Genomic DNA, 24,239 nt, shown 5'->3' with positions numbered 1-24,239 from the left:
CGAGAGGAGGACTTACGCCGCACTGGGGCCCTGGAACGTCCTTCGGTACGCGTTCGGAGTCGTGCCCAGGGCCCGTACGAACTGGTGGCGCAGCGCGGCCGCCGTCCCGAACCCCGTTCGACCCGCGATCGAGTCCACCGTCTCGTCCGTCGCCTCCAGCAACTCCTGTGCCAGCAGCACCCGTTGGCGCAGGATCCACCGGTAGGGAGTCGTGCCGGTCTCCTGCTGGAAGCGGCGGGCGAAGGTGCGCGGGGACATGAGCGCGCGCTCGGCGAGCTGCTCGACGGTGAGGTCCTCGTCCAGGTGCCGTTCCATCCAGGCCAGCACCTCGCCGACCGTGTCGCACTGGGAACGGGGCAGCGGGCGCTCGATGTACTGGGCCTGCCCGCCGTCCCGGTGCGGCGGCACCACCATGCGCCGGGCGATCTTGTTGGCGACCTCGGGCCCCTGCTCCTGCCGCACGATGTGCAGACAGGCGTCGATTCCGGCGGCCGTGCCGGCGCTGGTGATCACCGGGCCCTCGTCGACGTAGAGCACGTCGGGCTCGACCGCCGCCCGCGGATGCCGTAGGGACAGTTCGTCGGCGTGCCGCCAGTGCGCACTGCACCGCCGCCCGTCGAGCAGCCCGGCCGCGCCCAGCACGAAGACCCCGGAGCACACGCTGAGCACCCGCGCGCCCCGCTCGACGGCCCTGACCAGGGCGTCCAGCAGCTCGGGCGGATAGTCGCGGGTGACGTAGTCGCTCCCCGCCGGCACGGCGATCAGGTCGGCCTCCTCCAGCCGCTCCAGGCCGTACGGCGTGGAGACGGAGAGCCCGCCGACATGCGTGCCCAGCGTCGGCCCCTCCGCCGAGACGACGGCGAAGTCGTACCTGGGCAGGTCCTCGTCGCTGCGGTCGATGCCGAAGACCTCGCAGACGACGCCCAGTTCAAAGGGGTGTACACCGTCGAGGAGGACGGCGGCGACGTTTTTGAGCATGTTGCCAGTGTGCCTCGGATGTGGCAGTAAATCGAGGGTGTGCGGCAGTCCTGCCACTGTTCGTAAGGAGTGTCCGGAGCGACAGTGGTGTCATGACTACGGAACAGGCACAGACACTGCTCGCCATGATCGCCGTCCTCGGGATGTTCGTGCTCCTGGTCCTCCCGTCACTGATCGGCGCGGCGCGCGACCGGCGCATCGACCGTCAGATCAGGGAGGCCCAGGAACGCGACGAGGCCGAGGCTCAGAAGTCCTCGTCCAGGTCGACGGTGCCCTCCACCGCCACCTGGTACGCCGAGGGACGCCGCTCGAAGAAGTTGGTCAGCTCCTGAACACCCTGGAGCTCCATGAAGGAGAAGGGGTTCTCGGAGCCGTACACCGGAGCGAAGCCGAGCCGCGTCAGACGCTGATCGGCGACACACTCCAGGTACTGCCGCATCGACTCGGTGTTCATACCCGGGAGGCCGTCACCGCACAGGTCGCGCCCGAACTGGAGCTCGGCCTCGACGGCCTCCCTCAGCATGTCGGTGACCTGCTGCTGGAGCTCGTCGTCGAAGAGCTCCGGCTCCTCCTTGCGGACGGTGTCGACCACGTCGAAGGCGAAGGACATGTGCATCGTCTCGTCGCGGAACACCCAGTTGGTGCCGGTGGCCAGGCCGTGCAGCAGGCCCCGGCTGCGGAACCAGTAGACGTACGCGAAGGCACCGTAGAAGAACAGACCCTCGATGCACGCCGCGAAGCAGATCAGGTTGAGCAGGAAGCGACGCCGGTCGGCCTTGGTCTCCAGCCGCTCCAGCTTCTCGACCTCGTTGATCCACTTGAAGCAGAACTCGGCCTTCTCGCGGATGGACGGGATGTTCTCGACGGCGTCGAAGGCCGCCGCCCTGTCCTCCGGGTCGGGGAGGTAGGTGTCGAGCAGCGTCAGATAGAACTGGACGTGCACGGCCTCCTCGAAGAGCTGCCTGCTCAAGTACAGGCGCGCTTCCGGGGAGTTGATGTGCTTGTACAGCGTCAGCACCAGGTTGTTCGCGACGATCGAGTCGCCCGTCGCGAAGAACGCGACCAGCCGGCCGATCATGTGCTGCTCACCCTCGGACAGCTTCGCCAGGTCGGCGACGTCCGAGTGGAGGTCGACCTCCTCGACGGTCCAGGTGTTCTTGATCGCGTCCCGGTAGCGCTCGTAGAAGTCCGGGTAGCGCATGGGGCGCAGGGTGAGCTCGAAGCCCGGGTCGAGGAGATTGGAGTTACGGGCGGTCATTACTGGCAGGCCTCGCAGGACTCGGGGTTTTCCAGGGAGCAGGCGACGGCGTCGGGCTCGGCGACCTGCTGGACGGGGATGGTCTTCTCGGGCTGCGCCTGGCCCTGGGCGGCACGGGCGATACGGGTCGCCGGGCGCGAACGCAGGTAGTACGTCGTTTTCAGGCCCTGCTTCCAGGCGTACGAGTACATCGAGGAGAGCTTGCCGATGGTCGGCGTCTCCAGGAAGAGGTTCAGGGACTGGGACTGGTCGAGGAACGGGGTGCGCGCCGCCGCCATGTCGATCAGGCCACGCTGCGGGATCTCCCACGCCGTGCGGTACAGGGCCCGTACGTCCGCGGGGATCCAGGCGAAGTCCTGCACCGACCCGTTGGATTCGCGCAGCGCCTCACGGGTGCGGGCGTCCCACACGCCGAGCTTCTTCAACTCCGCCACCAGGTACGAGTTGACCTGGAGGAACTCGCCGGAGAGCGTCTCGCGCTTGAACAGGTTGGAGACCTGCGGCTCGATGCACTCGTAGACACCGGCGATCGACGCGATGGTGGCGGTGGGCGCGATGGCCAGCAGCAGGGAGTTGCGCATGCCGGTCGTGGCGATACGGCTCCGCAGCGCGGCCCAGCGCTCCGGCCAGGTCAGCTCGACGCCGTAGTGGTCGGGGTGCAGGACACCCTTGGCGGTACGGGTCTTCTCCCAGGCCGGCAGCGGGCCGCTCCGCTCGGCGAGGTCGGTGGAGGCCTCGTACGCGGCGAGCATGATGCGCTCGGCGATACGCGTGGAGAGCGCCTTGGCCTCGGGCGAGTCGAAGGGGAGGCGGAGTTTGAAAAAGACGTCCTGGAGGCCCATCGCACCCAGGCCCACCGGCCGCCACTTGGCGTTCGACCGGCCAGCCTGCTCGGTCGGGTAGAAGTTGATGTCGACGACGCGGTCCAGGAAGGTGACCGCGGTGCGGACGGTGTCGTCGAGCCGCTCCCAGTCGATGTCCCGACGGACCAGGTCCACGAAGGCACCCAGGTTCACGGACCCCAGGTTGCAGACCGCCGTCTCCCCGTCGTCCGTGACCTCCAGGATCTCCGTGCAGAGGTTGGAGGAGTGGACGACATGGCCCGGCAGGGCCGTCTGGTTGGCGGTGCGGTTGGCGGCGTCCTTGAAGGTCATCCAGCCGTTGCCGGTCTGCGCGAGGGTGCGCATCATGCGGCCGTACAGGTCACGGGCGGGGATGGTCTTCTTGGCGAGCCCGGCGGCCTCGGCCTTCCGGTACGCCGCCTCGAACTCGTCGCCCCACAGGTCGACCAGCTCGGGCACGTCCGACGGGGAGAAGAGGCTCCACGGCTCGTCGGCGTTGACCCGGCGCATGAACTCGTCCGGGATCCAGTGCGCGAGGTTCAGGTTGTGCGTACGGCGGGCGTCCTCCCCGGTGTTGTCGCGCAGCTCCAGGAACTCCTCGATGTCGGAGTGCCAGGTCTCCAGGTAGACCGCGGCCGCACCCTTGCGCCGGCCGCCCTGGTTCACCGCGGCGACGGAGGCGTCGAGGGTCTTCAGGAACGGGACGATGCCGTTGGAGTGGCCGTTGGTGCCGCGGATCAGCGAACCCCGGGAGCGGATACGGGAGTACGACAGGCCGATGCCGCCGGCGTGCTTCGAGAGACGGGCGACCTGGTGGTAGCGGTCGTAGATGGAGTCCAGCTCGTCGAGCGGGGAGTCGAGGAGGTAGCAGGACGACATCTGAGGGTGCCGGGTGCCGGAGTTGAAGAGCGTGGGGGAGGAGGGGAGGTAGTCGAGGCGGCTCATGAGCCCGTAGAGCGCGGCGACTTCGTCCAGTGCGCGGGCGGTGTCGTCCTCGGCGAGACCGGCGGCGACGCGCAGCATGAAGTGCTGGGGCGTCTCGATGACCTTGCGGGTGATGGGGTGCCGGAGCAGGTACCGGCTGTGCAGGGTGCGCAGACCGAAGTAGCCGAAGCGGTCGTCGGCGCCGGTGTCGACCAGGGCGTCCAGGCGGGCCGCGTGGATCCGCGCGAACTCGGCGGTCCGGTCGGCGACGAGGCCCTCGCGGTGTCCGACCGCGACCGACTCCGTGAAGGACGTAACGCCCTGCGAGGCGGCCTCCGCGGCGATGGAGATGGTCAGCAACCGGGCGGCGAGCCTCGAGTAGGCGGGGTCCTCGGAGATGAGACCGGCCGCCGCCTCGGTGGCCAGCTCGCGCAGCTCCGCCTCGTCGGCACGGGCGGACCGGCCGCGCAGCGCGGCGGCGGCGACCCGGCCGGCGTCGGCGTCGGGGAGGTCGGCGGTCAGCTCGGTGAGGGTCCGCAGCAAGGCGGTTCCGGGAGCGTCCTCGTCGATGGCGACGGTCGGGACGGCTGAGGCCGGGTCTGCTGGCGCGATGGTCACGTGGGGGCTCTCCCTCGCTCGGCACGGGGGCCTCGGCGAGGGCAGGGGGCAGCACACGAGCGCACGGGGGCGTCGCGTCCACCGGCCCATTCCGCGAGGCCCGGACGTCAGGGCGCACCGGCCGGGTGGCCGGGCGCGCTGTCGGCAGGTCCTCGGACTGACTCCTGCGCACGTCGTGCCCCGGGAACCGTGTTCTGGGAACAGACATGCACAAGTACACCGTTGCGGGACAGTTCCGGATTCGCACCGGATTCCCCTGCGGCGACAGCGAAGATGAGCATACATCTTGTGCTCACCCGCCACGCCACCCCCAGATGTTGTGTCGCGGCGGTTTCACAGTGTCAACTCATAGGTGAGGAGAGTGATGTCGGCGAGCTGCGGGACGGGATTCCAGTCTCGATCGGGTGTGCGGGCGAAGCCCGGGCGTTCGTAGATGCGGTGGGCGCTGTGCATGGTGCGCTGGGAGGACAGGACGATGCGTGTGTACGACAGCGGGCCGCCGTTGGTGTTGCTCTTCGGCGGCCCGCTGCGGGTTGTGGTGGGCTGGTCGCGCCCACGCGGCGGAGCCGCATATCGACACAGACCCGCGCCCCTGACGGGCGCGTCAGTGACCGGCGCCCACCTTGGAGAGCTCCGTCTTCACTCCCGGATCTCCCGCATCCGCCGTGTAGTCCTCCGGCCTCGTCTCGTCGATGCCCTCGGGGGCCTTCGCCGCCTTCAGGACGAAGGTGAGGACGACCGTCACGACCACGTTCAGGACGAACGCGGTGAGGCCGATGTAGCCGATCTCGCCGATGCCCGGGATCTCCTTCGCCGAGCCGCCGAAGTGCTTCTGGGTCGGGGAGGCGACGCCGTACGCGGCGACCGTGCCGTAGATCATGCCGACCGCCCAGCCGGCCAGCAGGGCCCACCGGTGGAACCAGCGGGTGAACAGGCCGCCGACCAGGGCCGGGAAGGTCTGCAGGATCCAGATGCCGCCCAGGAGCTGGAAGTTGATCGCGACCGTCTTGTCCATCGTGAGGACGAAGGCCAGGGCGCCCACCTTCACCAGCAGGGAGACGAGCTTGGAGACCTTGGTCTCCTGTGCGGGCGTCGCGTCCGGCTTGATGAAGTCCTTGTAGATGTTGCGGGTGAAGAGATTCGCAGCCGCGATCGACATGATCGCCGCCGGCACCAGCGCGCCGATGCCGATCGCCGCGAAGGCCACGCCCGCGAACCAGTCCGGGAACATCGTCTCGAACAACTGCGGGATCGCCAGCTGGCCGTTCTGCACCTTGATGCCGGCCGCGATGGCCATGAAGCCCAGCAGCGCCAGCAGGCCCAGCATCAGGGAGTACAGCGGCAGGATCGTGGTGTTGCGGCGGATCACCTCACGGCTGCGCGAGGACAGCGTCGCGGTGATCGAGTGCGGGTACATGAAGAGCGCGAGCGCGGAGCCCAGCGCCAGCGTGGCGTACGTCCACTGCCCCGCCTCGGCCGGCACCAGCGATCCGCGTGGCGCGCCCGTCGCCGGGTTGGTCTGGCTGTACGCCTCGCCCGCCTTGGCGAAGATCTCGTCGAAGCCGCCGAGCTTGATCGGGATGTAGATGATCGCCACCGCGATGACGATGTAGATCAGCGTGTCCTTCACGAACGCGATCAGCGCGGGGGCCCGGAGGCCGGACGAATAGGTGTACGCCGCCAGCACGCCGAAGGCGATCAGCAGCGGCAGGTCCTTGATGAACCAGTTCGTGTCCTCGCCGCCGCCGACGCCCATCACGTCCAGCACGGCCTGGATGCCGACGAGCTGGAGCGCGATGTACGGCATCGTCGCCAGGATGCCGGTGACGGCCACCGCCAGCGACAGCCCCTTCGAGCCGAAGCGGCCGCGCACGAAGTCCGAGGTCGTCACATAGCCGTGCTTGTGGGAGACCGACCACAGGCGGGGCAGGAACGTGAAGATCAGGGGGTAGACGAGGATCGTGTACGGCACCGCGAAGAAGCCGGCCGCGCCCGCCGCGTAGATCGCCGCGGGTACGGCGACGAAGGTGTACGCCGTGTACAGGTCGCCGCCGAGCAGGAACCAGGTGACCCAGGTGCCGAACGACCGGCCGCCCAGGCCCCATTCGTCGAGGCTGTGCTCGTTCTCGGCCTTGCGCCAGCGCGCGGCCAGGAAGCCCATGACCGTGACGGCCAGGAAGAAGAAGATGAAGACGCCGAGCGCGACGCCGTTCACGCCGTCCTTCACTGCGACGCACCGCCCTTCTGTGCGCCGCGGGCGCGCTGGTCACGCTGCCACAGCTTGTACGCGACCATCGTCAGCACCGTGGAGAGCAGGACCCACAGCATCTGGTACCAGTAGAAGAACGGGATGCCGGCGAACGCCGGGTCGGTCTTGGCGTACGAACCGACCCACAGCATCGCCACGAAGGGCGCGACGAGACAGAGCGCGATGACGACCCGCACAGGCGTCACCACCGGCTCTCTGTTCACTTCTGGCGCATCTGACATCTGACGGCTCCGTCCCCTCGCTGATCACCTGTGAAACGCGCAGGCAATGTAGGTGACGGTGCAACGACAGCGGAAGACCCTGTCCGCATATCGGATGTGGAGGATTGGTGTGTAGGGCAACAGTGCCCGGGTCCGCAGCTCAGCAGCAGCGGAACCCCTGGCGCGGGTCGGCCTCCTGACGGTCCGTCCGCATCCGCTCGAAGTCGCGCCGCGAGGGCACCTTCGCGTCCGGGTGCCCATGCCGTACGTGGGCGACATAGCGGTCGTATGCCGACTCGTCGGTCAGCTCCCGCACATACCAGCGCACGCTACTGAGTGCCCGCCGGAGACTCACTGCTCGCCGAAGCGACCGCAAGGCGTTCCTCCTCCTTCTCCTCCTTGGTCGGGAACAGCCCCGCCGGCGCGGTGATCTTCGACTCGACGTACGGCGCCTCGCTGAGCGTGGACAGCGCCGGGCGGCGGACGTGCCGGACGCAGACCCGGGTGGCGTCGACGACCACGACGACGATCAGGAGCGCGAGGAACGCCGTGAGGACGCCGTCCACCGTGGAGTTGGTGACCACGGTGTGCATGTCGTCCATGGACTTGGCGGGCGGCAGGACCTCGCCGCGGTCGATGGCGTCCTGGAAGACCTGACGCTGCTTGAAGAAGCCGACCTTCGGGTCGCTGGAGAACACCTTCTGCCAGCTGGCGGTGAGCGTCACCGTAGCGTCCCAGACCAGCGGAACCCCGGTGATCCAGGCCCACTTGAGCCGCCCCGACTTCACCAGCAGGGTCGTGCAGACGGCGAGGGCGACCGCCGCGAGCAGCTGGTTCGAGATGCCGAAGATCGGGAAGAGCTGGTTGATGCCGCCGAGGGGCTCGTGGACGCCCACCCACAGGAAGTAGCCCCACAGGCCGCACACGATCGCGCTGGTGATGACCAGGCCGGGCTTCCAGCTGATGTTCCTGAAGGGCCGGTGGACGTTGCCCAGCATGTCCTGGAGCATGAACCGGCCCACGCGCGTGCCGGCGTCCAGCGCGGTCAGGATGAACAGCGCCTCGAACATGATCGCGAAGTGGTACCAGAAGGCGCGCAGGCCGTCGCCGGTGACCTGCGAGAAGATCTCCGAGACACCGATCGCGAGGGTGGGAGCGCCGCCGGTGCGGGAGAGCAGGGACGCCTCCTCGACGTTCTCCGCCGCCCGCGCGAGCGCCTCGGGGGAGATCTGGTAGCCCCAACTCCCCACGACCTGCGAGGCGTTCTGCACGGTGTCGCCGATGACCCCGGCGGGCGCGTTCATCGCGAAGTACAGGCCCGGGTCGATGATGCTCGCCGCCACCAGCGCCATCACGGCGACCGACGACTCCATCAGCATGGAGCCGTAGCCGATCATCCGGACCTGCGTCTCCTTCTGGATCATCTTCGGCGTCGTACCGGACGAGATGAGCGCGTGGAAGCCGGACAGGGCGCCGCAGGCGATGGTGATGAAGACGAAGGGGAAGAGCGAGCCCGCGAAGACAGGCCCGTCGCCGCGCGAGGCGAACTCCGTCACCGCGTCCATCTTCAGCGTCGGCAGGGCGATGACGACGCCGAGGGCGAGCAGGAAGATCGTGCCGATCTTCATGAAGGTCGAGAGATAGTCGCGCGGCGCCAGCAGCATCCACACCGGAAGGATCGACGCGATGAAGCCGTACGCCACCATCCAGACGACCAGCGTCGAGGGCGCGAGTGTGAAGGTGTCGGCCCATGACGACTCGGCCACCCAGCGGCCCGCGACCAGGGCGAACAGCAGCAGCGCCACGCCGATCAGCGAGACCTCGGCGACCCGGCCGGGGCGCAGCACCCGTAGGTAGAAGCCCATCAGCAGGGCGATCGGGATCGTCATCGCGATGGAGAAGGTGCCCCACGGGGACTGCGCGAGCGCGTTGACGATCACCAGGGCCAGCACGCCGAGCAGGATGATCATGATGACGAAGGTGGCGACCAGTGCGGCCGCGCCGCCGAAGGGGCCGATCTCCTCGCGTGCCATCTGGCCGAGTGAGCGTCCGTCGCGGCGGGTGGAGAAGAACAGCACCACCATGTCCTGGACCGCGCCCGCGAAGATGACGCCGGCGATGATCCAGATCGTGCCGGGCAGATAGCCCATCTGCGCGGCCAGCACGGGGCCCACGAGGGGGCCGGCGCCGGCTATCGCCGCGAAGTGGTGGCCCAGGAGGACTCGGCGGTCGGTGGGGTGGAAGTCGATGCCGTTGTTGAGGCGTTCGGCCGGGGTGGCCCTGGTCCGGTCGACTTTCAGGACCTTGTACGCGATGAACTTGGCGTAGAAGCGGTAGGCGATGGCGTACGAGCCGAGGGCGGCGGCGACCATCCAGGCGGCGGAGACCTCCTCACCGCGGGACAGCGCGAGCACGGTCCAGCCGGCGGTGGCGACCAGCGCGACCAGGGTCCAGATGACGATGGTTCGGGGATTCGCGGTACGCACCGGGTGGTCCTCCCGTCCATGCGGCGACGGGAGGAACGTAGAGCAGGTTGGGGACAGGCGCTACACCGCGTGCGGGAGTTGTTGTCCCTTCACCTTCCCGAACTGGCTCAATCCTGCGGCCGCTTGAGCCGCGCCACGAACTTGTACCGGTCCCCCCGGTACACCGACCGCACCCACTCCACCGGCTGCCCCTCCCGGTCCAGCGAGTGCCGGGACAGCATCAGCATCGGCAGGCCCACGTCGGTGCCGAGGAGGCCGGCCTCGCGCGGGGTGGCCAGGGAGGTCTCGATGGTCTCCTCGGCCTCGGCGAGATGGACGTCGTAGACCTCGGCGAGCGCGGTGTAGAGGGAGGTGTACTTGACGAGGGACCTGCGCAGGGCCGGGAAGCGCTTCGCGCTCAGGTGCGTCGTCTCGATGGCCATCGGCTCGCCGTTCGCCATACGCAGCCGCTCGATGCGCAGGACCCGGCCGCCGGCCGTGATGTCGAGCAGGTCGGCGAGGCGGTCGTCGGCGGTGATGTAGCCGATGTCGAGGAGCTGCGAGGTCGGTTCCAGGCCCTGGGCCCGCATGTCCTCGGTGTAGGAGGTGAGCTGGAGTGCCTGCGACACCTTCGGCTTGGCGACGAACGTGCCCTTGCCCTGGATGCGCTCCAGGCGCCCCTCGACGACGAGTTCCTGGAGGGCCTGGCGGACGGTCGTGCGGGAGGTGTCGAACTCGGCGGCCAGCGTGCGCTCGGGCGGGACCGGGGTGCCGGGCGACTGTGTCTCCGTCATGTCGAGCAGGTGCTTCTTCAGGCGGTAGTACTTGGGCACGCGCGCGGTCCGCACGCCTGCTCCGCCCTCGTTCTCCGCACTGCTGACGTCGGTACTCATGGCCTGCCTTCCCGGCTCCGGATGCGGGTCACATCGTGATCCTTCTGTATACCGTTGCCGCCTCTTTTGGTCTAGTCCACGGCGCCAAGTGGTCTAGCGGACGAGAGTACTCCGGCGCCGGTGATTTCGCTGGCTTCTTACTTAAAGGTTCCTGCATATGTAGGTCCCATAACGGCTGGTCAGGGGCTATTCGGCCACCCTTGACACGCTTCCTGGTCTGGTCCAAGCTCCCCCCTACTGGTCTACACCATTGGTCCAGGTCCCGGCCCATGGGCGGGAGGTGTGGGCATCCCTGAGGAGGGTGGCGTGAAGCGCAAGCTGATATCCGCGATCGGTGTCGCGGGCATGATGATCTCCCTGGCCGCGTGTGGGGGCGACAACGGCGACGGCGGGGACAAGGCCGGAGCGGACGGCTACGCGGGCGAGACGCTCACCGTGTGGGTGATGGACGGCTCCTCTCCGGACCAGTGGCAGAAGGACGTCCAGGCCGCCTTCGAGAAGAAGACGAAGGCCAAGGTCAAGTTCGAGATCCAGCAGTGGAACGGCATCCAGCAGAAGCTGACCACCGCCCTGTCGGAGGAGAACCCGCCGGACGTCTTCGAGATCGGCAACACCCAGACCCCGGCCTACGCCAAGACCGGCGGCCTCGCCGACCTCGCCGACCTCAAGACCGAGATCGGCGCCGACTGGACCGAGTCCCTCAACGCGTCCTCCGTCTTCGACGGCAAGCAGTACGCCGCCCCGTGGTACTTCGCCAACCGCGTCGTCATCTACAACAAGAAGGTCTGGGCCGAGGCGGGCATCAAGGACACCCCCAAGACCCGCGACGAGTTCTACGACGACCTGAAGACGATCGGCGAGAAGACCGACGCCGAGCCGATCTACCTGCCGGGCCAGAACTGGTACCACTTCGTCGGCCTGACCATCGGCGAGGGCGCCGAACTGGTGAAGAAGGACGGCGACAAGTACGTCTCCAACCTCGCCGACCCCAAGGTCGCCGCCGCCATGGAGACGTACAAGAAGTTCCAGGCGCTGTCCGAGGCGCCCAAGGACAAGGATGAGGCGACCCCGCAGCAGGCCGAAGTCTTCGCCAAGGGCAACGTCGGTGCCTTCATCGGCATGGGCTGGGAAGCCGGTACGGCGATCGCCGCCAACAAGAAGATCGAGAAGGAGATCGGCTACTTCACCATCCCGGGTGCCACGGCCGACAAGCCCGAGGGCGTCTTCCTCGGCGGCTCCAACCTCGCGGTCGCCGCGGGCAGCGCGAAGCAGGAGCTGGCCAAGGAGTTCCTGAAGATCGCGCTGTCCGACCAGTACGAGGGCGAACTCGCCAAGCAGAACGGCGTCATCCCGAACAAGGAGTCCCTCCAGACCAACCTGAAGGGCAACGTCGTCGCCGAGGCCGCCGCGCCGGCCGCCGCGGGCGGTGGCACCACGCCGCTGATCCCGGAGTGGGCTGCCGTGGAGAACGCGCCCAACCCGGTCAAGACGTACATGACCGCCGTGCTGAACGGTAAGTCCCCGGCCGAGGCCGCCAAGCAGGTCGAGGACGAGTTCAACAAGCGCCTGTCGCAGCAGCAGTAAGCAGCAGCAGTCAGGCGCCGGTGTTCGCGCCGGGGCGGGGATGCGCATGCCGCCCCCGCCCCCGCCCCGGCGACCGCACGCGGGTCTACGTACGTAGGTCGAGAAGAGAGATCGCGAGCATGACCGTGCAGACCGAACGGCCGCCCTCCGGCCCGGTGGACGTGACCAAGAGGGATGAGAGCGGGCCCGCCGGACCGCGGCCGCGAGCCGCGTCCCGCGCGGGCGCGCTCACCCCGTACCTCCTGCTGCTGCCGGCCTGCGCGGCCACCGTGCTGCTGCTCGGCTGGCCGCTGGTGAAGGACGTCCTGCTGTCGTTCCAGAACCTCAACATGGCGCAGCTGATCCAGCACGTCACCGAGTGGAACGGCATCGACAACTACAAGGAGGTCCTCACCGGCGAGGACTTCTGGCGCGTCACCCTGCGCTCGATCCTGTTCACGGCGGTCAACGTCGTCCTGATCATGATCCTCGGCGCCCTGGTCGGCCTGCTGCTGGCCCGCCTCGGCAAGCGGATGCGGGTCACGCTGCTGATCGGGCTCGTGCTGGCCTGGGCGATGCCCGTGGTCGCCGCGACCACCGTCTACCAGTGGCTGTTCGCGCAGCGCTTCGGCGTCGTCAACTGGGTCCTGGACAAACTGGGTTGGCACTCGATGGCCGACTACAGCTGGACCAGCAGCCAGATGTCGACCTTCTTCGTGGTCACGGTGCTGATCGTCTGGCAGTCGATCCCGTTCGTCGCGATCAACCTCTACGCCGCCACGACCACCATCCCGGGCGAGCTCTACGAGGCCGCGGCGCTGGACGGCGCGGGCGCGTGGAAGTCCTTCACCACGGTGACGCTGCCGTTCCTGCGCCCCTTCCTCTACGCCACGACGTTCCTGGAGATCATCTGGGTCTTCAAGGCGTTCGTGCAGGTCTTCACCATCAACGGCGGCGGCCCCGACCGGCTCACCGAGATCCTGCCCGTCTACGCCTACATCGAGGGCGTCGGCAACCAGCACTACGGCATGGGCGCGGCGATCGCCGTCCTGACCATCCTGATCCTGCTCGGCCTCACCGCCTACTACCTGCGGATCGTGCTCAAGCAAGAGGAGGACGAGCTGTGAAGCGCTCGCTCTTCGGCCGCCTGTGGCCCAATGTCACGGCCGTCGTCCTGTTCATCGGCTTCGTCTTCCCCGTGTACTGGATGTTCTCCACGGCCTTCAAGCCGACCGGCGACATCATCTCGGAGAACCCGGTCTGGTTCCCGACCGACATCACCTTCGAGCACTTCAAGAAGGCGACCGGCGTCGACCACTTCTGGACGTACGTCTCCAACTCGCTGATCGTCACGTTCTGCGCGGTCGGCTTCGCCCTGGTCATCGCGCTGGCGGGCTCCTTCGCGCTCGCCCGGATGCGGTTCAGGGGACGGCGCGGGTTCGTCATCGGCTTCATGATGGCCCAGATGGCTCCCTGGGAGGTCATGATCATCGCGATGTACATGATCGTCCGGGACGCGTCGATGCTGAACAGCCTCGTGCCGCTGACGGTCTTCTACATGATGATGATCCTGCCCTTCACGATCCTGACCCTGCGCGGCTTCGTCGCTGCGGTCCCCAGGGAGCTGGAGGAGGCGGCGATGGTCGACGGCTGCAGCCGCGCCCAGGCGTTCCGCAAGGTCATCCTGCCGCTGCTGGCGCCGGGCCTGATGTCCACCTCGCTGTTCGGCTTCATCACCGCATGGAATGAATTCCCCCTGGTCCTGGTGCTGAACAAGGAAGCCGAGGCGCAGACCCTGCCACTGTGGCTGTCCAGCTTCCAGACCGCCTTCGGCAACGACTGGGGCGCGACGATGGCGGCGTCCTCCCTCTTCGCCATCCCGATCCTGATCCTCTTCGTCTTCCTGCAACGCAGGGCTGTCAGCGGTCTGACGGCCGGCGCCGTGAAGGGATAACGCCACCCGATGACGACATTCGCCAGCGGCACCGACACTCTGACGCGCGATGCCCTGACCGTTCTCCAGCCCGGTTTCACCGGCACCACCGCCCCCGACTGGCTGCTGCGCCGGCTCGGCGAGGGCCTCGCCTCCGTCGGCCTGTTCGGCCGCAACATCGCCTCGCCCGAACAACTGGCCGCGCTGACGGCCCAGTTGCGTGCCGAGCGCGACGACGTGCTGGTCGCGATCGACGAGGAGGGGGGTGATGTGACGCGGCTGGAGGTGCGCACCGGCTCCAGCTTCCCCGGCAACCACGCCCTGGGCGCGGTGGACGACGTGGAGCTGACGAGGGAGGTGGCCGCCGAACTCGGGCGCCGCCTGGCCGCCTGCGGGGTGAACCTCAACTGGGCGCCGTCCGCCGACGTGAACTCCAACGCCTCCAACCCGGTGATCGGCGTACGTTCCTTCGGCGCCGACCCCGCCCTGGTCGCCCGGCACACCGCGGCCTATGTCACCGGCCTCCAGTCGGCGGGCGTGGCCGCCTGCACCAAGCACTTCCCGGGCCACGGCGACACGGCGGTCGACTCCCACCACGCCATGCCCCGCATCGACGCGGACGCCTCGGTCCTGGCCGACCGCGAACTCTCCCCGTTCCGCGCGGCGATCGCCGCCGGCTCGCGGGCGGTGATGAGCGCGCACATCCTCGTCCCCGCCCTGGACGCCGACCACCCGGCGACCCTCTCCCGCCCTGTCCTGACCGACCTCCTGCGCGGCGACCTCGGCTACACCGGCCTGATCGTCACCGACGGCATGGAGATGCAGGCCATCGCCGCCACCTACGGCATCGAACGCGGCAGCGTCCTCGCCATCGCGGCCGGCGCGGACGCGATCTGCGTCGGCGGCGGGCTGGCGGACGACGAGACGGTACGGCGCCTGCGGGACGCCCTGGTCACGGCGGTCCGCTCCGGCGAACTCCCCGAGGCCAGGCTGGCGGAGGCGGCGGAACGGGTCCGCGAACTGGCCCGCTGGACGGCGACCGTTCCCCGGGCCGAGGGCGACTCACGTCCGGACGTGGGCCTAGTTGCCGCCCGCCGCGCCCTGAGGCTGACCGGCGCGGAGGGAGCGGCAGCCACGGGGGCCGTCACCCCCCTCACCGAACCGCCGTATGTCGCCGCCTTCACCCCGGTCGCGAACATCGCGGTCGGCGACGAGACCCCCTGGGGCGTCGCCGCCGAACTGGCCCACCTGCTCCCCGGCACCGAGACGGGAAGTTTCGCGGGGGAGGAGGCGGGGCGGTCGGCTCTGGAGGCAGCGGCGGGCCGCCGCATCGTGGCCGTCGTCCGCGACGAACACCGCCACCCCTGGATGGCGGCGGCGCTCGACACCCTGCTGCGGTCCCGCCCGGACACGGTCGTGGTCGAGATGGGCGTCCCGCAGGCGGATCCCCGCGGCGCCCTGCACATCGCCACGTACGGAGCGGCGCGCGTATGCGGGCGGGCGGCAGCGGAGGCCATCGCCGGGGCGTGAGGCCACCGGCGCGTCACTCGACGTGTGCTGGTTGCAGGCCTCCCTCCAAATGTAGTACTTCTTATACATGAGCGAGCAGGTGCACAACAGGTTGGCGATGGTGCGTGCCGAACGAAAGGTGTCGCGCCAGAGCCTGGCCGAGGCAGTGGGAGCCCACTACCAGACCATCGGCTACATCGAGCGGGGGCAGTACAACCCGAGCCTCGACCTGGCGTTGAAGATCGCGAAGTTCTTCGATCTGCCGGTCGAGGCACTGTTCTCCCTCGAACCGTTCCGGCCGCTCACGGACGAGGTCTACGGGAGGAACCAGTCATGACGACCACGCGGATGACGCGCTACGACCGAAGCATGCTGCGGTTGATGAACGACCGCCGAGGGTGGCCGATGCATGCCACGGCCGCACGTCGGCGGGCGGCTGTCGCCGCGCATGTCGTCCTCACCGCGGCCATCGTGGCGCTGGTCGGGTACTTCTGCCTTGCACGGGCGGAACCGACCTGGGCCGCCGTCGTCGTGGTGGTGCTCCTGCTGCCCTGGATGGTGGCGACAGGGGTGATCAACAGCGCGACCCGAGGCCTGCTGGAACTACGTGAACGCGCCCTGGACGAGCGGCAGCTGGCCGAACGCAGCCGCGTGCTGGCCCGAGCCCACCGGCTGATGACCTGTCTGCTGGCCGGGGTCGTGGTGGGCATGGTGATCGCGGGCGCGGCCGACGGCGGCGCCCTCCGCACCTACGCGGTACCCGTCCTCGCCGCCGTCCTCGTGGTCCACTGGCTGACGCCCTTGTGGGTGGCCGGCCTGACCGCCCAGGACGAGCCTGCCGAGGACGAGGCGGCCACCCTGTAGGACGGGCGAGGAACCGGCTCATGTCCGGCGGGCGCGCGGCGGGCTCCGTCGCGCGCCCGCCGCCGCATGAATCGCCCGATTGTGTCGCCGGCGTCCGGGCGCCCTAGATCCCCTGCCACTCCGGCTTGTTGGCGTAGGTGTGCCGGAAGTAGTCGGCCAGCTTCAGCTTCGACGCGGCGGCCTCGTCGACGACGACCGTGGCGTGCGGGTGCAGTTGCAGCGCCGAGGCCGGGCAGACGGCCGAGATCGGCCCCTCTACGGTCGCGGCCACCGCGTCCGCCTTGCCCTCACCGGTGGCCAGCAACACCAGATGCCGCGCTTCCAGGATCGTGCCGATCCCCTGAGTGATGACGTGGTGCGGGACCTGCTCGATGTCCCCGTCGAAGAACCGCGCGTTGTCTATCCGGGTCTGCTCGGTCAGCGTCTTGATCCGCGTCCGTGAAGCCAGCGACGAACACGGCTCGTTGAACCCGATGTGCCCGTCGGTCCCGATCCCGAGCAGCTGCAGATCAACGCCGCCGGCCTCGGCCAGCGCCGCGTCATACGCCTCGCACGCCCCCTGCACGTCCTCGGCCGTACCGTCCGGCCCCATGAACGCGTCCATCCCGATCCCGAGCGGCTCCAGCACCTCGCGCCGCAGCACCGAGCGGTACGACTCCGGATGCTCGGCGGGCAGCCCCACATACTCGTCGAGCTGAGCGATCCGCGCCCGCGAGGTGTCCACGGCACCGGCCCGCCCCTTTGCCGCGAGCGCCGCGTAGATGGGCAGCGGCGTCGACCCGGTGGCCACGCCGAGCAGGGCGCCGGGCTTGCGCCCGAGCAGCTGGGCCATGGCCTCGGCTATCAGCTCGCCACCCGCCTTGGCGTCCGGAACGATGACAACTTCCACGCTGGGCCTGCCGATCTGAAGAGGGACTCGAAGGGCACCCTGAACGGGCATGTGGTTTAGACCAATCTAACAGAGCGGGGCTCCCGGGCCCAGGTGAACTCAAGCCCTGTGGACATTTCCGGAGACCGTCGGGCAGGCGTCATTCCCCGTGGGGGAGTGGAATGGAGACTGTCCATCCGAAGCGACCGAAGCGACCGAAGCGACCGAAGCGACCGAAGCGACCGAAGCGACCGAAGCGACCGACGCGCTCCGCCGGTGCGCTGCGCCCACCGGTGCCCACCGTGCCGGGAACGCCGAGCGCGAGAGTCCGGCTCAAGGAACGCGAGAGTCCGACACGACCGGCGCGAGAACCCGGCACGACCAACGCGGAGGCCTGGCGCTACCAACGCGAAGGCCCGGCACGACCGGCGCGAACGCCTAGCGCGACGAACGCGAATGCCCCACACGACCACCGCGAGAGCAGGAAGGGCCCCATGACCACCACGACCCCCTACCCTCCCGACCCGCACGCCCCCCACAACGACGTACCCGGCCGGATCATGGCCCGCGAGATGGCCGAACAGCCCACCGTGCTGCGCCGGATCCTCTCCGAGGGCGCCCCCGCCATCCGCAAGGTCGCCCAGGAGATCGCCGCCCGCGCACCCCGCTTCGTCCTGCTCACCGCCCGCGGCACCTCCGACAACGCCGCGCTCTACGCCAAGTACCTCCTGGAGATCCGCCTCGGCCTGCCCTGCGGCCTGACCTCGATGTCGACCACCACCGCCTACGGCGCCCGCCCCGACCTCACCGACGTCCTCGTCATCACCGTCAGCCAGTCCGGCGGTTCCCCGGACCTGGTGGCCTCGACCCGGGCCGCCCGCCAGGCCGGCGCGATCACGCTCGCGGTGACCAACAACCCCGACTCCCCGCTGGCCGGCGTCTCCGAGTACCACCTCGACATCATGGCCGGACCCGAGCGGGCCCTCCCCGCGACCAAGACCTATACGGCCTCCCTTCTCGCCCTGTACCTCTTCGTAGAGGGTCTGCGCGGCGGCGACGGTGCCCCCGCCCAGGTACTCCCGGACCTCGCCGGGAAGCTGCTCGCCCGGCAGGACGAGGTCCGCGCCCTCGCCGCCCGTTACCGCTTCGCCGAGCGCATGGTGATCACGTCCCGCGGCTACGGCTACCCCACGGCCAAGGAAGCCGCCCTCAAGCTGATGGAGACCAGCTACATCCCGGCGCTCGCCTACTCGGGCGCCGACCTCCTGCACGGCCCGCTCGCCATGGTCGACAACGTCTCCCCGGTCATCGCGGTCGTCACCGACGGCAAGGGCGGCGAGGCCCTGCAGCCGGTCCTCGACCGACTCCGTGGCCGCGGCGCCGACCTGGTCGTCATCGGTCCCCGGCACCAGGTCGAACAGGCCTCGGCCGGATTCGTCCTGCCCACCGAGAGCGTGGCCGAGGAGGTTCAGCCGGTCCTGGAGATCCTCCCGCTCCAGCTCCTGGCCTACGAGGTCACCATCGCCCGGGGCCAGGACCCGGACGCGCCGCGAGCGCTGGCCAAGGTGACGGAGACGCGCTGACCCTGCGTGTCCGGAGGCGGTGTCCAGAGGGCGCCGTCACGAGGGGACGGTCCCCAGGGCGGTCTCCCGAGGGTGGTGTTCCCCGGGCCGGCGTCACCGGGGGTGGTGTTCCCCGGGCCGGCGCACCGGGGTGGTTTCCCTGGGCCAGCGTCCCCGGGGTGGTGCCCCCGGACCGGCGTCCCCCAGGGTGCTGTCCCCAGGCCGGCGTCCGAGACGGGTCAGGTCGCTACGTCAGCGAGCCGCCCGTCGCGTCCACCCAGCTCCCCGTCACCCACCGCCCCGTATCCGACGCCAGGAACGCCACCACATCCGCCACATCGGCCGGCACCCCCACCCGGCCAAGTGCCGATATCGCCTCGGCCTGGGCCCACCCGCCCTCGGTGCCGTGCAGGAGCTCGGCGGTGTTGTCCGTGTCGATGATCCCCGGCGCCACCGAGTTCACCGTGATTCCGCGAGGGCCCAGCACCTTGGACAGGTCGCGTGTGAAGACGTCGAGCGCCCCCTTGGTCATGGAGTACGCCATCAGGTCCGGCATCGCCGCGGTGCGCGCCAGCCCCGAGGAGATGTTGATGACCCGCCCGCCGTCGCGCAGTCGGCCGAGGCCGCGCTTGACGATGAAGTGGGGCGCCTTCACGTTCACCGCGAAGACCTTGTCGTACTCCTCCTCGTCGATCTGCCCAAGGGCCGACGACGTGCCGATCCCCGCGTTGTTGACCAGCACATCCACCCCCTCCGCGTGCCGGTCGAACTCCTCCCACAACGCCTGCGCGTCCCCCGGCCGCCCCAGCTCGACGCCGATCGCGAACGCCGAGCCGCCCGCCGCCTCGATCGCGGCGACCGTCTCCTTCGCCGCCGTCTCGTTCCTGCCGTAGTGCACGCCGACCCGCGCGCCGTCGCGCCCCAGCCGCTCGGCGATTCCCCGCCCGATCCCCCTGCTCGCCCCCGTGACCAGAGCAGTCCTGCCCGTAAGCGCACCCATGCCGGCGCCCCCTTCGCAATTCTCTAGTGGTCGCTACAGAAATGACCGTAGATCACACCGCCGACATTTGTCTAGCGTCCGCTATAAAATGCACCCCATGGTGAGCAGCAAGGAGACCGAGGAGACCAGGGTGAAGGCCCGTCCGGCGTCCAAATCCCGTGGCCGTCCCCGCTCCTTCGACCGTGAGACCGCCCTGGAGAAGGCGATCCTCGCCTTCTGGGAGTGCGGCTATGAGGCGACCTCCGTCTCCGATCTCACCCGCGTCATGGACATCGGCGCCCCGAGTCTGTACGCCGCCTTCGGTGACAAGCAGTCCCTCTTCGAGGAGGTCGTCCGCGAGTACGGCGTGCGGTACGGCTCCTTCAGTGATCGTGCCCTCGCCGAGGAGTCCACCGCCCGCGACGCCGTGGCGCGGATACTGCGCGAGGCCGCCGTGGAGTACACCGATCCGGCCCATCCGCACGGCTGCCTCGTCGTCCACGCGGCGACCAACTGCTCGACACCGGAAGTCGAGGAGTCCCTGCGGGGACGGCGCAACGCCAACATCGCCGCCATCCGCAGCCGTATCGAGGCCGACATCGCCACCGGCGCCCTCCCGCCCGGCACCGACGCGGCCGTCCTCGCCCGGCACACCGGCGCGATGATCCAGGGCATGTCACAACAGGCGCGCGACGGGGCGAGCCGGGAGGAACTGGAGGCGCTCGCGGAAATTGCCATGGCCAACTGGCCCCGCACATGAACCCACACGGGTTAGGCTGCGTGGTGGATACCAGGGCGTCCTACCGGTTGTTCGACTGGTCGGAGCCCTCGAAGAAGCGTCAACAGCAAACAGGCTCCAACGCATGGACACACGAGAGTGGTCTAGTCCACAATGGCGAAGGAGTGCGTAGGAGAAGAACGCACCGACTTCCGTCTTCCCCGCACAGGAAGGCGGACGAGGAACCGGAGCTCTCTGCCCTGACTGCCCCGGATCCTCATCCTTCGGCCGACCGGGACCGCACACCCCACGGCCGATGTTGCTCCGGGCTGCGGTGCCGGGAGGGTTGAGGGTCCCTCTCAGGCGCCGCGGCCCGCGGGTGTTTTCCAGGCCGTTTGGCGCGCTGGATCCCCTCCGCGGTGGCTGGTTTCCAGCCATGTCCGTACCGCCAGGTACGCTCGCCACGTGCCCTCCATGAACGAACTCGTACGCCAGCACACGGCCCTCGGCGACTCCGACCTCGAGTGGCTCCACCTGCTGGTCTCGGAGTGGCAGCTGCTCTCCGACCTCTCCTTCGCCGACCTCGTGCTGTGGGTCCCCACCAGCGACGGCACCCGCTATGTCTCCGTGGCGCAGATGCGGCCCAACACCGGCCCGACCTCGTACCAGGACGACATGGTCGGCCACCTCGTCCCGCGCGGCCGTCGCCCGATGCTGGACGCCGCGCTCGACGAGGGCCGCATCGTGCGGGAGGGCGACCCCGAGTGGCGCGAGGAGGTGCCGGTCCGCGTCGAGTCGATTCCGGTACGGCGGGAAGGGCGCGTCCTGGGTGTCATCGCGCGCAACACCAACCTGCTGACCGTCCGCACCCCGAGCCGCCTGGAGCTGACGTACCTCCAAAGCGCCTCGGATCTCGCGCAGATGATCGCGGCCGGCTCGTTCCCGTTCGCGGGCCAGCAGGTCGACATGGACGCCTCGCCGCGCGTCGGCGACGGCCTGATCCGCCTCGACGCCGACGGCCTCGTCCAGTACGCCTCCCCGAACGCGCTGTCCGCCTACCACCGCCTCGGTCTCGCCGCCGACCTCCTCGGCCACCACCTGGGCAAGACCACCGCCGAACTCGCCCCGACCCACGGCCCGGTCGACGAGGCGCTCGCCAAGGTCGCCAGCGGCTGGGCGCCCCGCAACTTCGAGATCGAGTCGGGCGACGGGGTCATCCAGTTCCGCGCGATCCCCCTCAGCCCCAAGGGCACCCGCATCGGTTCGCTGGTCCTCCTCCGGGACGTCACCGAACTGCGCCGCCGCGAGCGCGAGTTGATCACGAAGGACGCGACCATCCGGGAGATCCACCACCGGGTGAAGAACAACCTCCAGACCGTGGCCGCCCTGCTCCGCCTCCAGGCCCGGCGCATCGAATCCGACCGAGGCCGCGAAGCCCTCGAAGAGGCGGTACGGCGCGTCGGCTCGATCGCGATCGTGCACGAGACCCTCTCCCAGAACCTCGACGAGCGCGTCGAGTTCGACGAGATCGCCGACCGGGTGCTGGCGATGGTCGCCGAGATCTCGCCCGGCAAGGTCCACGGCCGGCGCACCGGCCGCTTCGGCATCCTGGACGCCGAGGTGGCCACCCCGCTGTCGATGGTCCTGACCGAGATCCTCCAGAACGCCCTGGAGCACGGCTTCCGTGAGGGCGAGACCGGCACGGTCGAGGTCGCGGCGGTCCGTGGCGATACGACGAAGCAGTCCCGCCTCCTGGTCACGGTCCAGGACGACGGCGTGGGCCTCCCCGAGGGCTTCGACCCGCACACCGCGGGCAACCTCGGTCTGCAGATCGTACGGACCCTGGTGGAAGGCGAGTTGGGCGGCACGTTCGACATGGTCCCGGCGCCGGAGCGGGGGACTCGGGTGATCCTCGACATCCCGGTGCGGGCCCACAAGTAGGCGCGGGCGAGGGCATCGAGACCAACTGCCGTGCCAGGACGCCTCGATGACGCTTGTTCACGAGGAGCCTCGCACCGGCGCTGCTGCTCAAGGTCCCTGAACAGCCTGAAAGTCCCTGGACAGCAAAGAGCCCCAGCCCGTTCAGGGGGCTGGGGCTCAACATGCTCGTTGCCAGCATTCGCTGCGCATCGGGGGTACTGCGCGCTGCGGCTCGGGGGCGGGAGATGCGTACTCGCTGTACGCGCCGCCAAGCTCAGGCTTGCGGGGCGGGTGTTGTCAGGCGGAGGCCTGACGGGCCCGGTTGCGGGCGGCGCGGCGCTTCATGGCGCGGCGCTCGTCCTCGCTGAGACCACCCCAGACGCCGGAGTCCTGGCCGGACTCAAGCGCCCACTGCAGGCACTGCTCCATGACGGGGCAGCGGCGGCAGACGGCCTTGGCTTCCTCGATCTGCAGCAGCGCAGGACCGGTGTTGCCGATAGGGAAGAAGAGCTCGGGGTCTTCCTCGCGGCAAACGGCGTTGTGACGCCAGTCCATGGCTGCTACCTCTCCTTGATATTACGTGCAAGTTGCTTGTGAATGTGAACGCTTTCACGAATCCCTCAACAAGTGAAGGGCCGACCGCCAGGTTCCCTGGCGAGGTCCTGTGATTCGAAGAGGGGTTCCGGTGATCAGTGGAGGCTGGTGTTGCGGGCCGTCCCGATCGCCACGTAGAGACTCGCAAACCTCAGCGACGGATACAACCCCTTCCGGAAAGTTTTTTTTGATTCCTCGGTGTCGACTAGGTCACAGCCGTACTTCCATGGGGTGGATCCTGGCCTAAACGTTCGAGTGAAAGGACTTTCGCCCGTTCCGCTCACACAATCACACGCAGTGCACGGCGTACGCCTGTGAACGTCACGCTCGTACGCAGCCCGAGGTGGTCGCCGTCCATCTGAAGGGGCAACGGGACCTTCGAATGCAAGGTGAACTGGTCCAGGTCGTGCAACGAGGCGGCGTGCTTTCCATGGGGGCCGCGCTCGGGGGACGAAGTGAGCAACTGGGTGCCATATCGGGCAACCGCGGTGGTCGTCATACGGCTGAGACCGAGTACGTCGAGGCCCTTATCGAACGAGGCCTTAGGCGACGCGTACATCGGGTGATTGCCCAAGAAGGTCCACGGGGACGTGTTCGAGACTATGGAGAGGACCAGATCGGTCACCGGCTCCGCGTCCGGACGCTCCAGAGTGATCGTCCCGTGGCGGCGGTGCGCCTCGCCGAAAAACTGGCGCAGGGCCTGGCGGACGTAGAGAGCGTGTGTGGATTTCCTGCCGCGCTCGCGCTGCTGCTCGACGCGTCCGACCACGCCGGCGTCGAAGCCGAGCCCCGCGTTGAAGGTGAACCAGCGTCCCGGTACCGCCTCGTCCTCCGTGCCCGGCGTGCCGGAGGCGAGCCCCAGGCCTACCGTGCGCTCGCTGCCCTCGCGCAGGGCGTCGAGCAGGGCGCCGGTCGCCTCCACGGCGTCGTTCGGCAGGTTGAGGGCGCGTGCGAAGACGTTGGTGGAACCGCCGGGGACCACGGCGAGGCCGGGGAGGTGGTCCGGGTCGGGGCCGTTGTGGAGCAGTCCGTTGACGACCTCGTTCACCGTGCCGTCGCCGCCGAGGGCGACCACCAGGTCGACATCGTCGCTCTCGGCCGCCTGCCGGCCCAGGTCGCGGGCGTGGCCGCGGTACTCGGTGGTGACCGCCTCGAGTTTCATCTCGCTGGCGAGCGCATGGATCAGGACATCGCGCGTACGTGCGCTTGTGGTGGTTGCTGCCGGATTGACCACGAGAAGTGCACGCATGACTGGCAGCGTACCTACTGGGGGGTACCGGGC

The 24,239-nt window shown here is 69.0% G+C and carries 22 protein-coding genes, 1 pseudogene and 1 riboswitch; of the genes and pseudogenes, 10 read left to right on the top strand and 13 right to left on the bottom strand.

Annotated elements, in window-relative coordinates:
• Nucleotides 1-12 precede the first annotated feature (12 nt).
• A complete protein-coding gene (locus ACIA8X_RS11715) occupies nucleotides 13-978 on the bottom strand; it encodes a helix-turn-helix domain-containing protein (RefSeq protein ID WP_399458243.1) in 966 nt (321 codons plus the stop codon).
• Nucleotides 979-1,070: 92 nt separating this feature from the next.
• Between ACIA8X_RS11715 and ACIA8X_RS11710 the strand changes: the two genes are divergently transcribed.
• Complete coding sequence (locus ACIA8X_RS11710; protein ID WP_393448518.1) at nucleotides 1,071-1,310, top strand: hypothetical protein; 240 nt, start codon at nucleotides 1,071-1,073, stop codon at nucleotides 1,308-1,310.
• Here ACIA8X_RS11710 and ACIA8X_RS11705 read toward each other — a convergent pair.
• The 8 genes and pseudogenes from ACIA8X_RS11705 to ACIA8X_RS11670 all read right to left on the bottom strand — a co-directional run bounded on the left by ACIA8X_RS11705 (nucleotide 1,223) and on the right by ACIA8X_RS11670 (nucleotide 10,447).
• Nucleotides 1,223-2,236 carry a ribonucleotide-diphosphate reductase subunit beta gene (locus ACIA8X_RS11705; protein WP_393448521.1) on the bottom strand — a complete coding sequence of 338 codons (1,014 nt, stop codon included), beginning with the start codon at nucleotides 2,234-2,236 and terminating at the stop codon, nucleotides 1,223-1,225. The genes ACIA8X_RS11710 and ACIA8X_RS11705 overlap by 88 nt on opposite strands.
• Complete coding sequence (locus ACIA8X_RS11700) at nucleotides 2,236-4,620, bottom strand: ribonucleoside-diphosphate reductase subunit alpha (protein ID WP_393448524.1); 2,385 nt, start codon at nucleotides 4,618-4,620, stop codon at nucleotides 2,236-2,238. Before ACIA8X_RS11700 ends, ACIA8X_RS11705 begins: the two co-directional genes overlap by 1 nt.
• Before the next feature lie 125 nt (nucleotides 4,621-4,745).
• Nucleotides 4,746-4,935: riboswitch (cobalamin riboswitch) on the bottom strand.
• 18 nt (nucleotides 4,936-4,953) lie between these two features.
• Nucleotides 4,954-5,100 (bottom strand): annotated as a pseudogene (locus ACIA8X_RS11695) (GNAT family N-acetyltransferase); the annotation flags it as partial.
• A gap of 124 nt (nucleotides 5,101-5,224) precedes the next feature.
• On the bottom strand, nucleotides 5,225-6,847 hold the full coding sequence (gene mctP, locus ACIA8X_RS11690) for a monocarboxylate uptake permease MctP (protein ID WP_393448527.1): 1,623 nt from the start codon (nucleotides 6,845-6,847) through the stop codon (nucleotides 5,225-5,227).
• The gene (locus ACIA8X_RS11685; protein WP_393448530.1) at nucleotides 6,844-7,110 is read right to left on the bottom strand and encodes a DUF3311 domain-containing protein; all 267 of its coding nucleotides are present in this window, start codon (nucleotides 7,108-7,110) and stop codon (nucleotides 6,844-6,846) included. The genes mctP and ACIA8X_RS11685 overlap by 4 nt, the downstream gene beginning before the upstream one ends.
• A gap of 139 nt (nucleotides 7,111-7,249) precedes the next feature.
• Nucleotides 7,250-7,417 carry a YbdD/YjiX family protein gene (locus ACIA8X_RS11680; protein ID WP_256333360.1) on the bottom strand — a complete coding sequence of 56 codons (168 nt, stop codon included), beginning with the start codon at nucleotides 7,415-7,417 and terminating at the stop codon, nucleotides 7,250-7,252.
• Nucleotide 7,418: 1 nt separating this feature from the next.
• On the bottom strand, nucleotides 7,419-9,575 hold the full coding sequence (locus ACIA8X_RS11675; protein ID WP_393448533.1) for a carbon starvation CstA family protein: 2,157 nt from the start codon (nucleotides 9,573-9,575) through the stop codon (nucleotides 7,419-7,421).
• Nucleotides 9,576-9,682: 107 nt separating this feature from the next.
• Entirely contained in the window at nucleotides 9,683-10,447 is a 765-nt protein-coding gene (locus ACIA8X_RS11670; protein ID WP_393448536.1) for a GntR family transcriptional regulator, read from the bottom strand.
• Nucleotides 10,448-10,753: 306 nt separating this feature from the next.
• On the opposite strand from ACIA8X_RS11670, the gene ACIA8X_RS11665 reads away from it, so the two are divergent.
• The 6 genes from ACIA8X_RS11665 (at nucleotide 10,754) to ACIA8X_RS11640 (ending at nucleotide 16,316) form a co-directional block, all read left to right on the top strand.
• Nucleotides 10,754-12,031 carry an extracellular solute-binding protein gene (locus ACIA8X_RS11665; protein WP_393448539.1) on the top strand — a complete coding sequence of 426 codons (1,278 nt, stop codon included), beginning with the start codon at nucleotides 10,754-10,756 and terminating at the stop codon, nucleotides 12,029-12,031.
• 119 nt (nucleotides 12,032-12,150) lie between these two features.
• Complete coding sequence (locus tag ACIA8X_RS11660) at nucleotides 12,151-13,137, top strand: carbohydrate ABC transporter permease (protein WP_393448542.1); 987 nt, start codon at nucleotides 12,151-12,153, stop codon at nucleotides 13,135-13,137.
• Nucleotides 13,134-13,964: a carbohydrate ABC transporter permease gene (locus tag ACIA8X_RS11655; protein ID WP_393448545.1), complete on the top strand. Its 831-nt coding sequence runs from the start codon at nucleotides 13,134-13,136 to the stop codon at nucleotides 13,962-13,964. The genes ACIA8X_RS11660 and ACIA8X_RS11655 overlap by 4 nt, the downstream gene beginning before the upstream one ends.
• Nucleotides 13,965-13,973: 9 nt before the next feature.
• A complete protein-coding gene (locus ACIA8X_RS11650; protein WP_393448548.1) occupies nucleotides 13,974-15,473 on the top strand; it encodes a glycoside hydrolase family 3 protein in 1,500 nt (499 codons plus the stop codon).
• Between the two features lie 67 nt (nucleotides 15,474-15,540).
• Nucleotides 15,541-15,789 (top strand): helix-turn-helix transcriptional regulator, encoded by a 249-nt coding sequence (locus ACIA8X_RS11645; protein WP_393448551.1) that lies wholly within the window; start codon nucleotides 15,541-15,543, stop codon nucleotides 15,787-15,789.
• The gene (locus ACIA8X_RS11640; RefSeq protein WP_393448554.1) at nucleotides 15,786-16,316 is read left to right on the top strand and encodes a hypothetical protein; all 531 of its coding nucleotides are present in this window, start codon (nucleotides 15,786-15,788) and stop codon (nucleotides 16,314-16,316) included. Before ACIA8X_RS11645 ends, ACIA8X_RS11640 begins: the two co-directional genes overlap by 4 nt.
• A 103-nt stretch (nucleotides 16,317-16,419) precedes the next feature.
• On the opposite strand, the gene nagB is transcribed toward ACIA8X_RS11640, so the two are convergent.
• A complete protein-coding gene (nagB, locus tag ACIA8X_RS11635) occupies nucleotides 16,420-17,205 on the bottom strand; it encodes a glucosamine-6-phosphate deaminase (protein ID WP_393448557.1) in 786 nt (261 codons plus the stop codon).
• 473 nt (nucleotides 17,206-17,678) lie between these two features.
• Here nagB and ACIA8X_RS11630 point away from each other — a divergent pair, with 473 nt between their 5' ends.
• Nucleotides 17,679-18,767 (top strand): SIS domain-containing protein, encoded by a 1,089-nt coding sequence (locus tag ACIA8X_RS11630; RefSeq protein WP_393448560.1) that lies wholly within the window; start codon nucleotides 17,679-17,681, stop codon nucleotides 18,765-18,767.
• A 226-nt stretch (nucleotides 18,768-18,993) separates the two neighbouring features.
• Here ACIA8X_RS11630 and ACIA8X_RS11625 read toward each other — a convergent pair whose 3' ends face one another.
• A complete protein-coding gene (locus tag ACIA8X_RS11625; protein WP_393448563.1) occupies nucleotides 18,994-19,746 on the bottom strand; it encodes an SDR family oxidoreductase in 753 nt (250 codons plus the stop codon).
• Between the two features lie 97 nt (nucleotides 19,747-19,843).
• Between ACIA8X_RS11625 and ACIA8X_RS11620 the strand changes: the two genes are divergently transcribed.
• Complete coding sequence (locus tag ACIA8X_RS11620) at nucleotides 19,844-20,485, top strand: TetR/AcrR family transcriptional regulator (RefSeq protein ID WP_393448565.1); 642 nt, start codon at nucleotides 19,844-19,846, stop codon at nucleotides 20,483-20,485.
• A 432-nt stretch (nucleotides 20,486-20,917) separates the two neighbouring features.
• A complete protein-coding gene (locus tag ACIA8X_RS11615; RefSeq protein ID WP_393448998.1) occupies nucleotides 20,918-22,384 on the top strand; it encodes a sensor histidine kinase in 1,467 nt (488 codons plus the stop codon).
• A 276-nt stretch (nucleotides 22,385-22,660) separates the two neighbouring features.
• On the opposite strand, the gene ACIA8X_RS11610 is transcribed toward ACIA8X_RS11615, so the two are convergent.
• Nucleotides 22,661-22,918: a WhiB family transcriptional regulator gene (locus ACIA8X_RS11610; protein WP_016639615.1), complete on the bottom strand. Its 258-nt coding sequence runs from the start codon at nucleotides 22,916-22,918 to the stop codon at nucleotides 22,661-22,663.
• Between the two features lie 319 nt (nucleotides 22,919-23,237).
• On the bottom strand, nucleotides 23,238-24,206 hold the full coding sequence (locus ACIA8X_RS11605) for a diacylglycerol/lipid kinase family protein (RefSeq protein ID WP_393448568.1): 969 nt from the start codon (nucleotides 24,204-24,206) through the stop codon (nucleotides 23,238-23,240).
• Between the last annotated feature and the right edge of the window lie 33 nt (nucleotides 24,207-24,239).

Source organism: Streptomyces sp. NPDC051738, assembly GCF_044453205.1.
Lineage (GTDB): Bacteria > Actinomycetota > Actinomycetes > Streptomycetales > Streptomycetaceae > Streptomyces.
The sequence above is the reverse complement of the archived record's forward strand: the minus strand, read 5'-3'. Positions and strand labels throughout refer to the sequence as shown.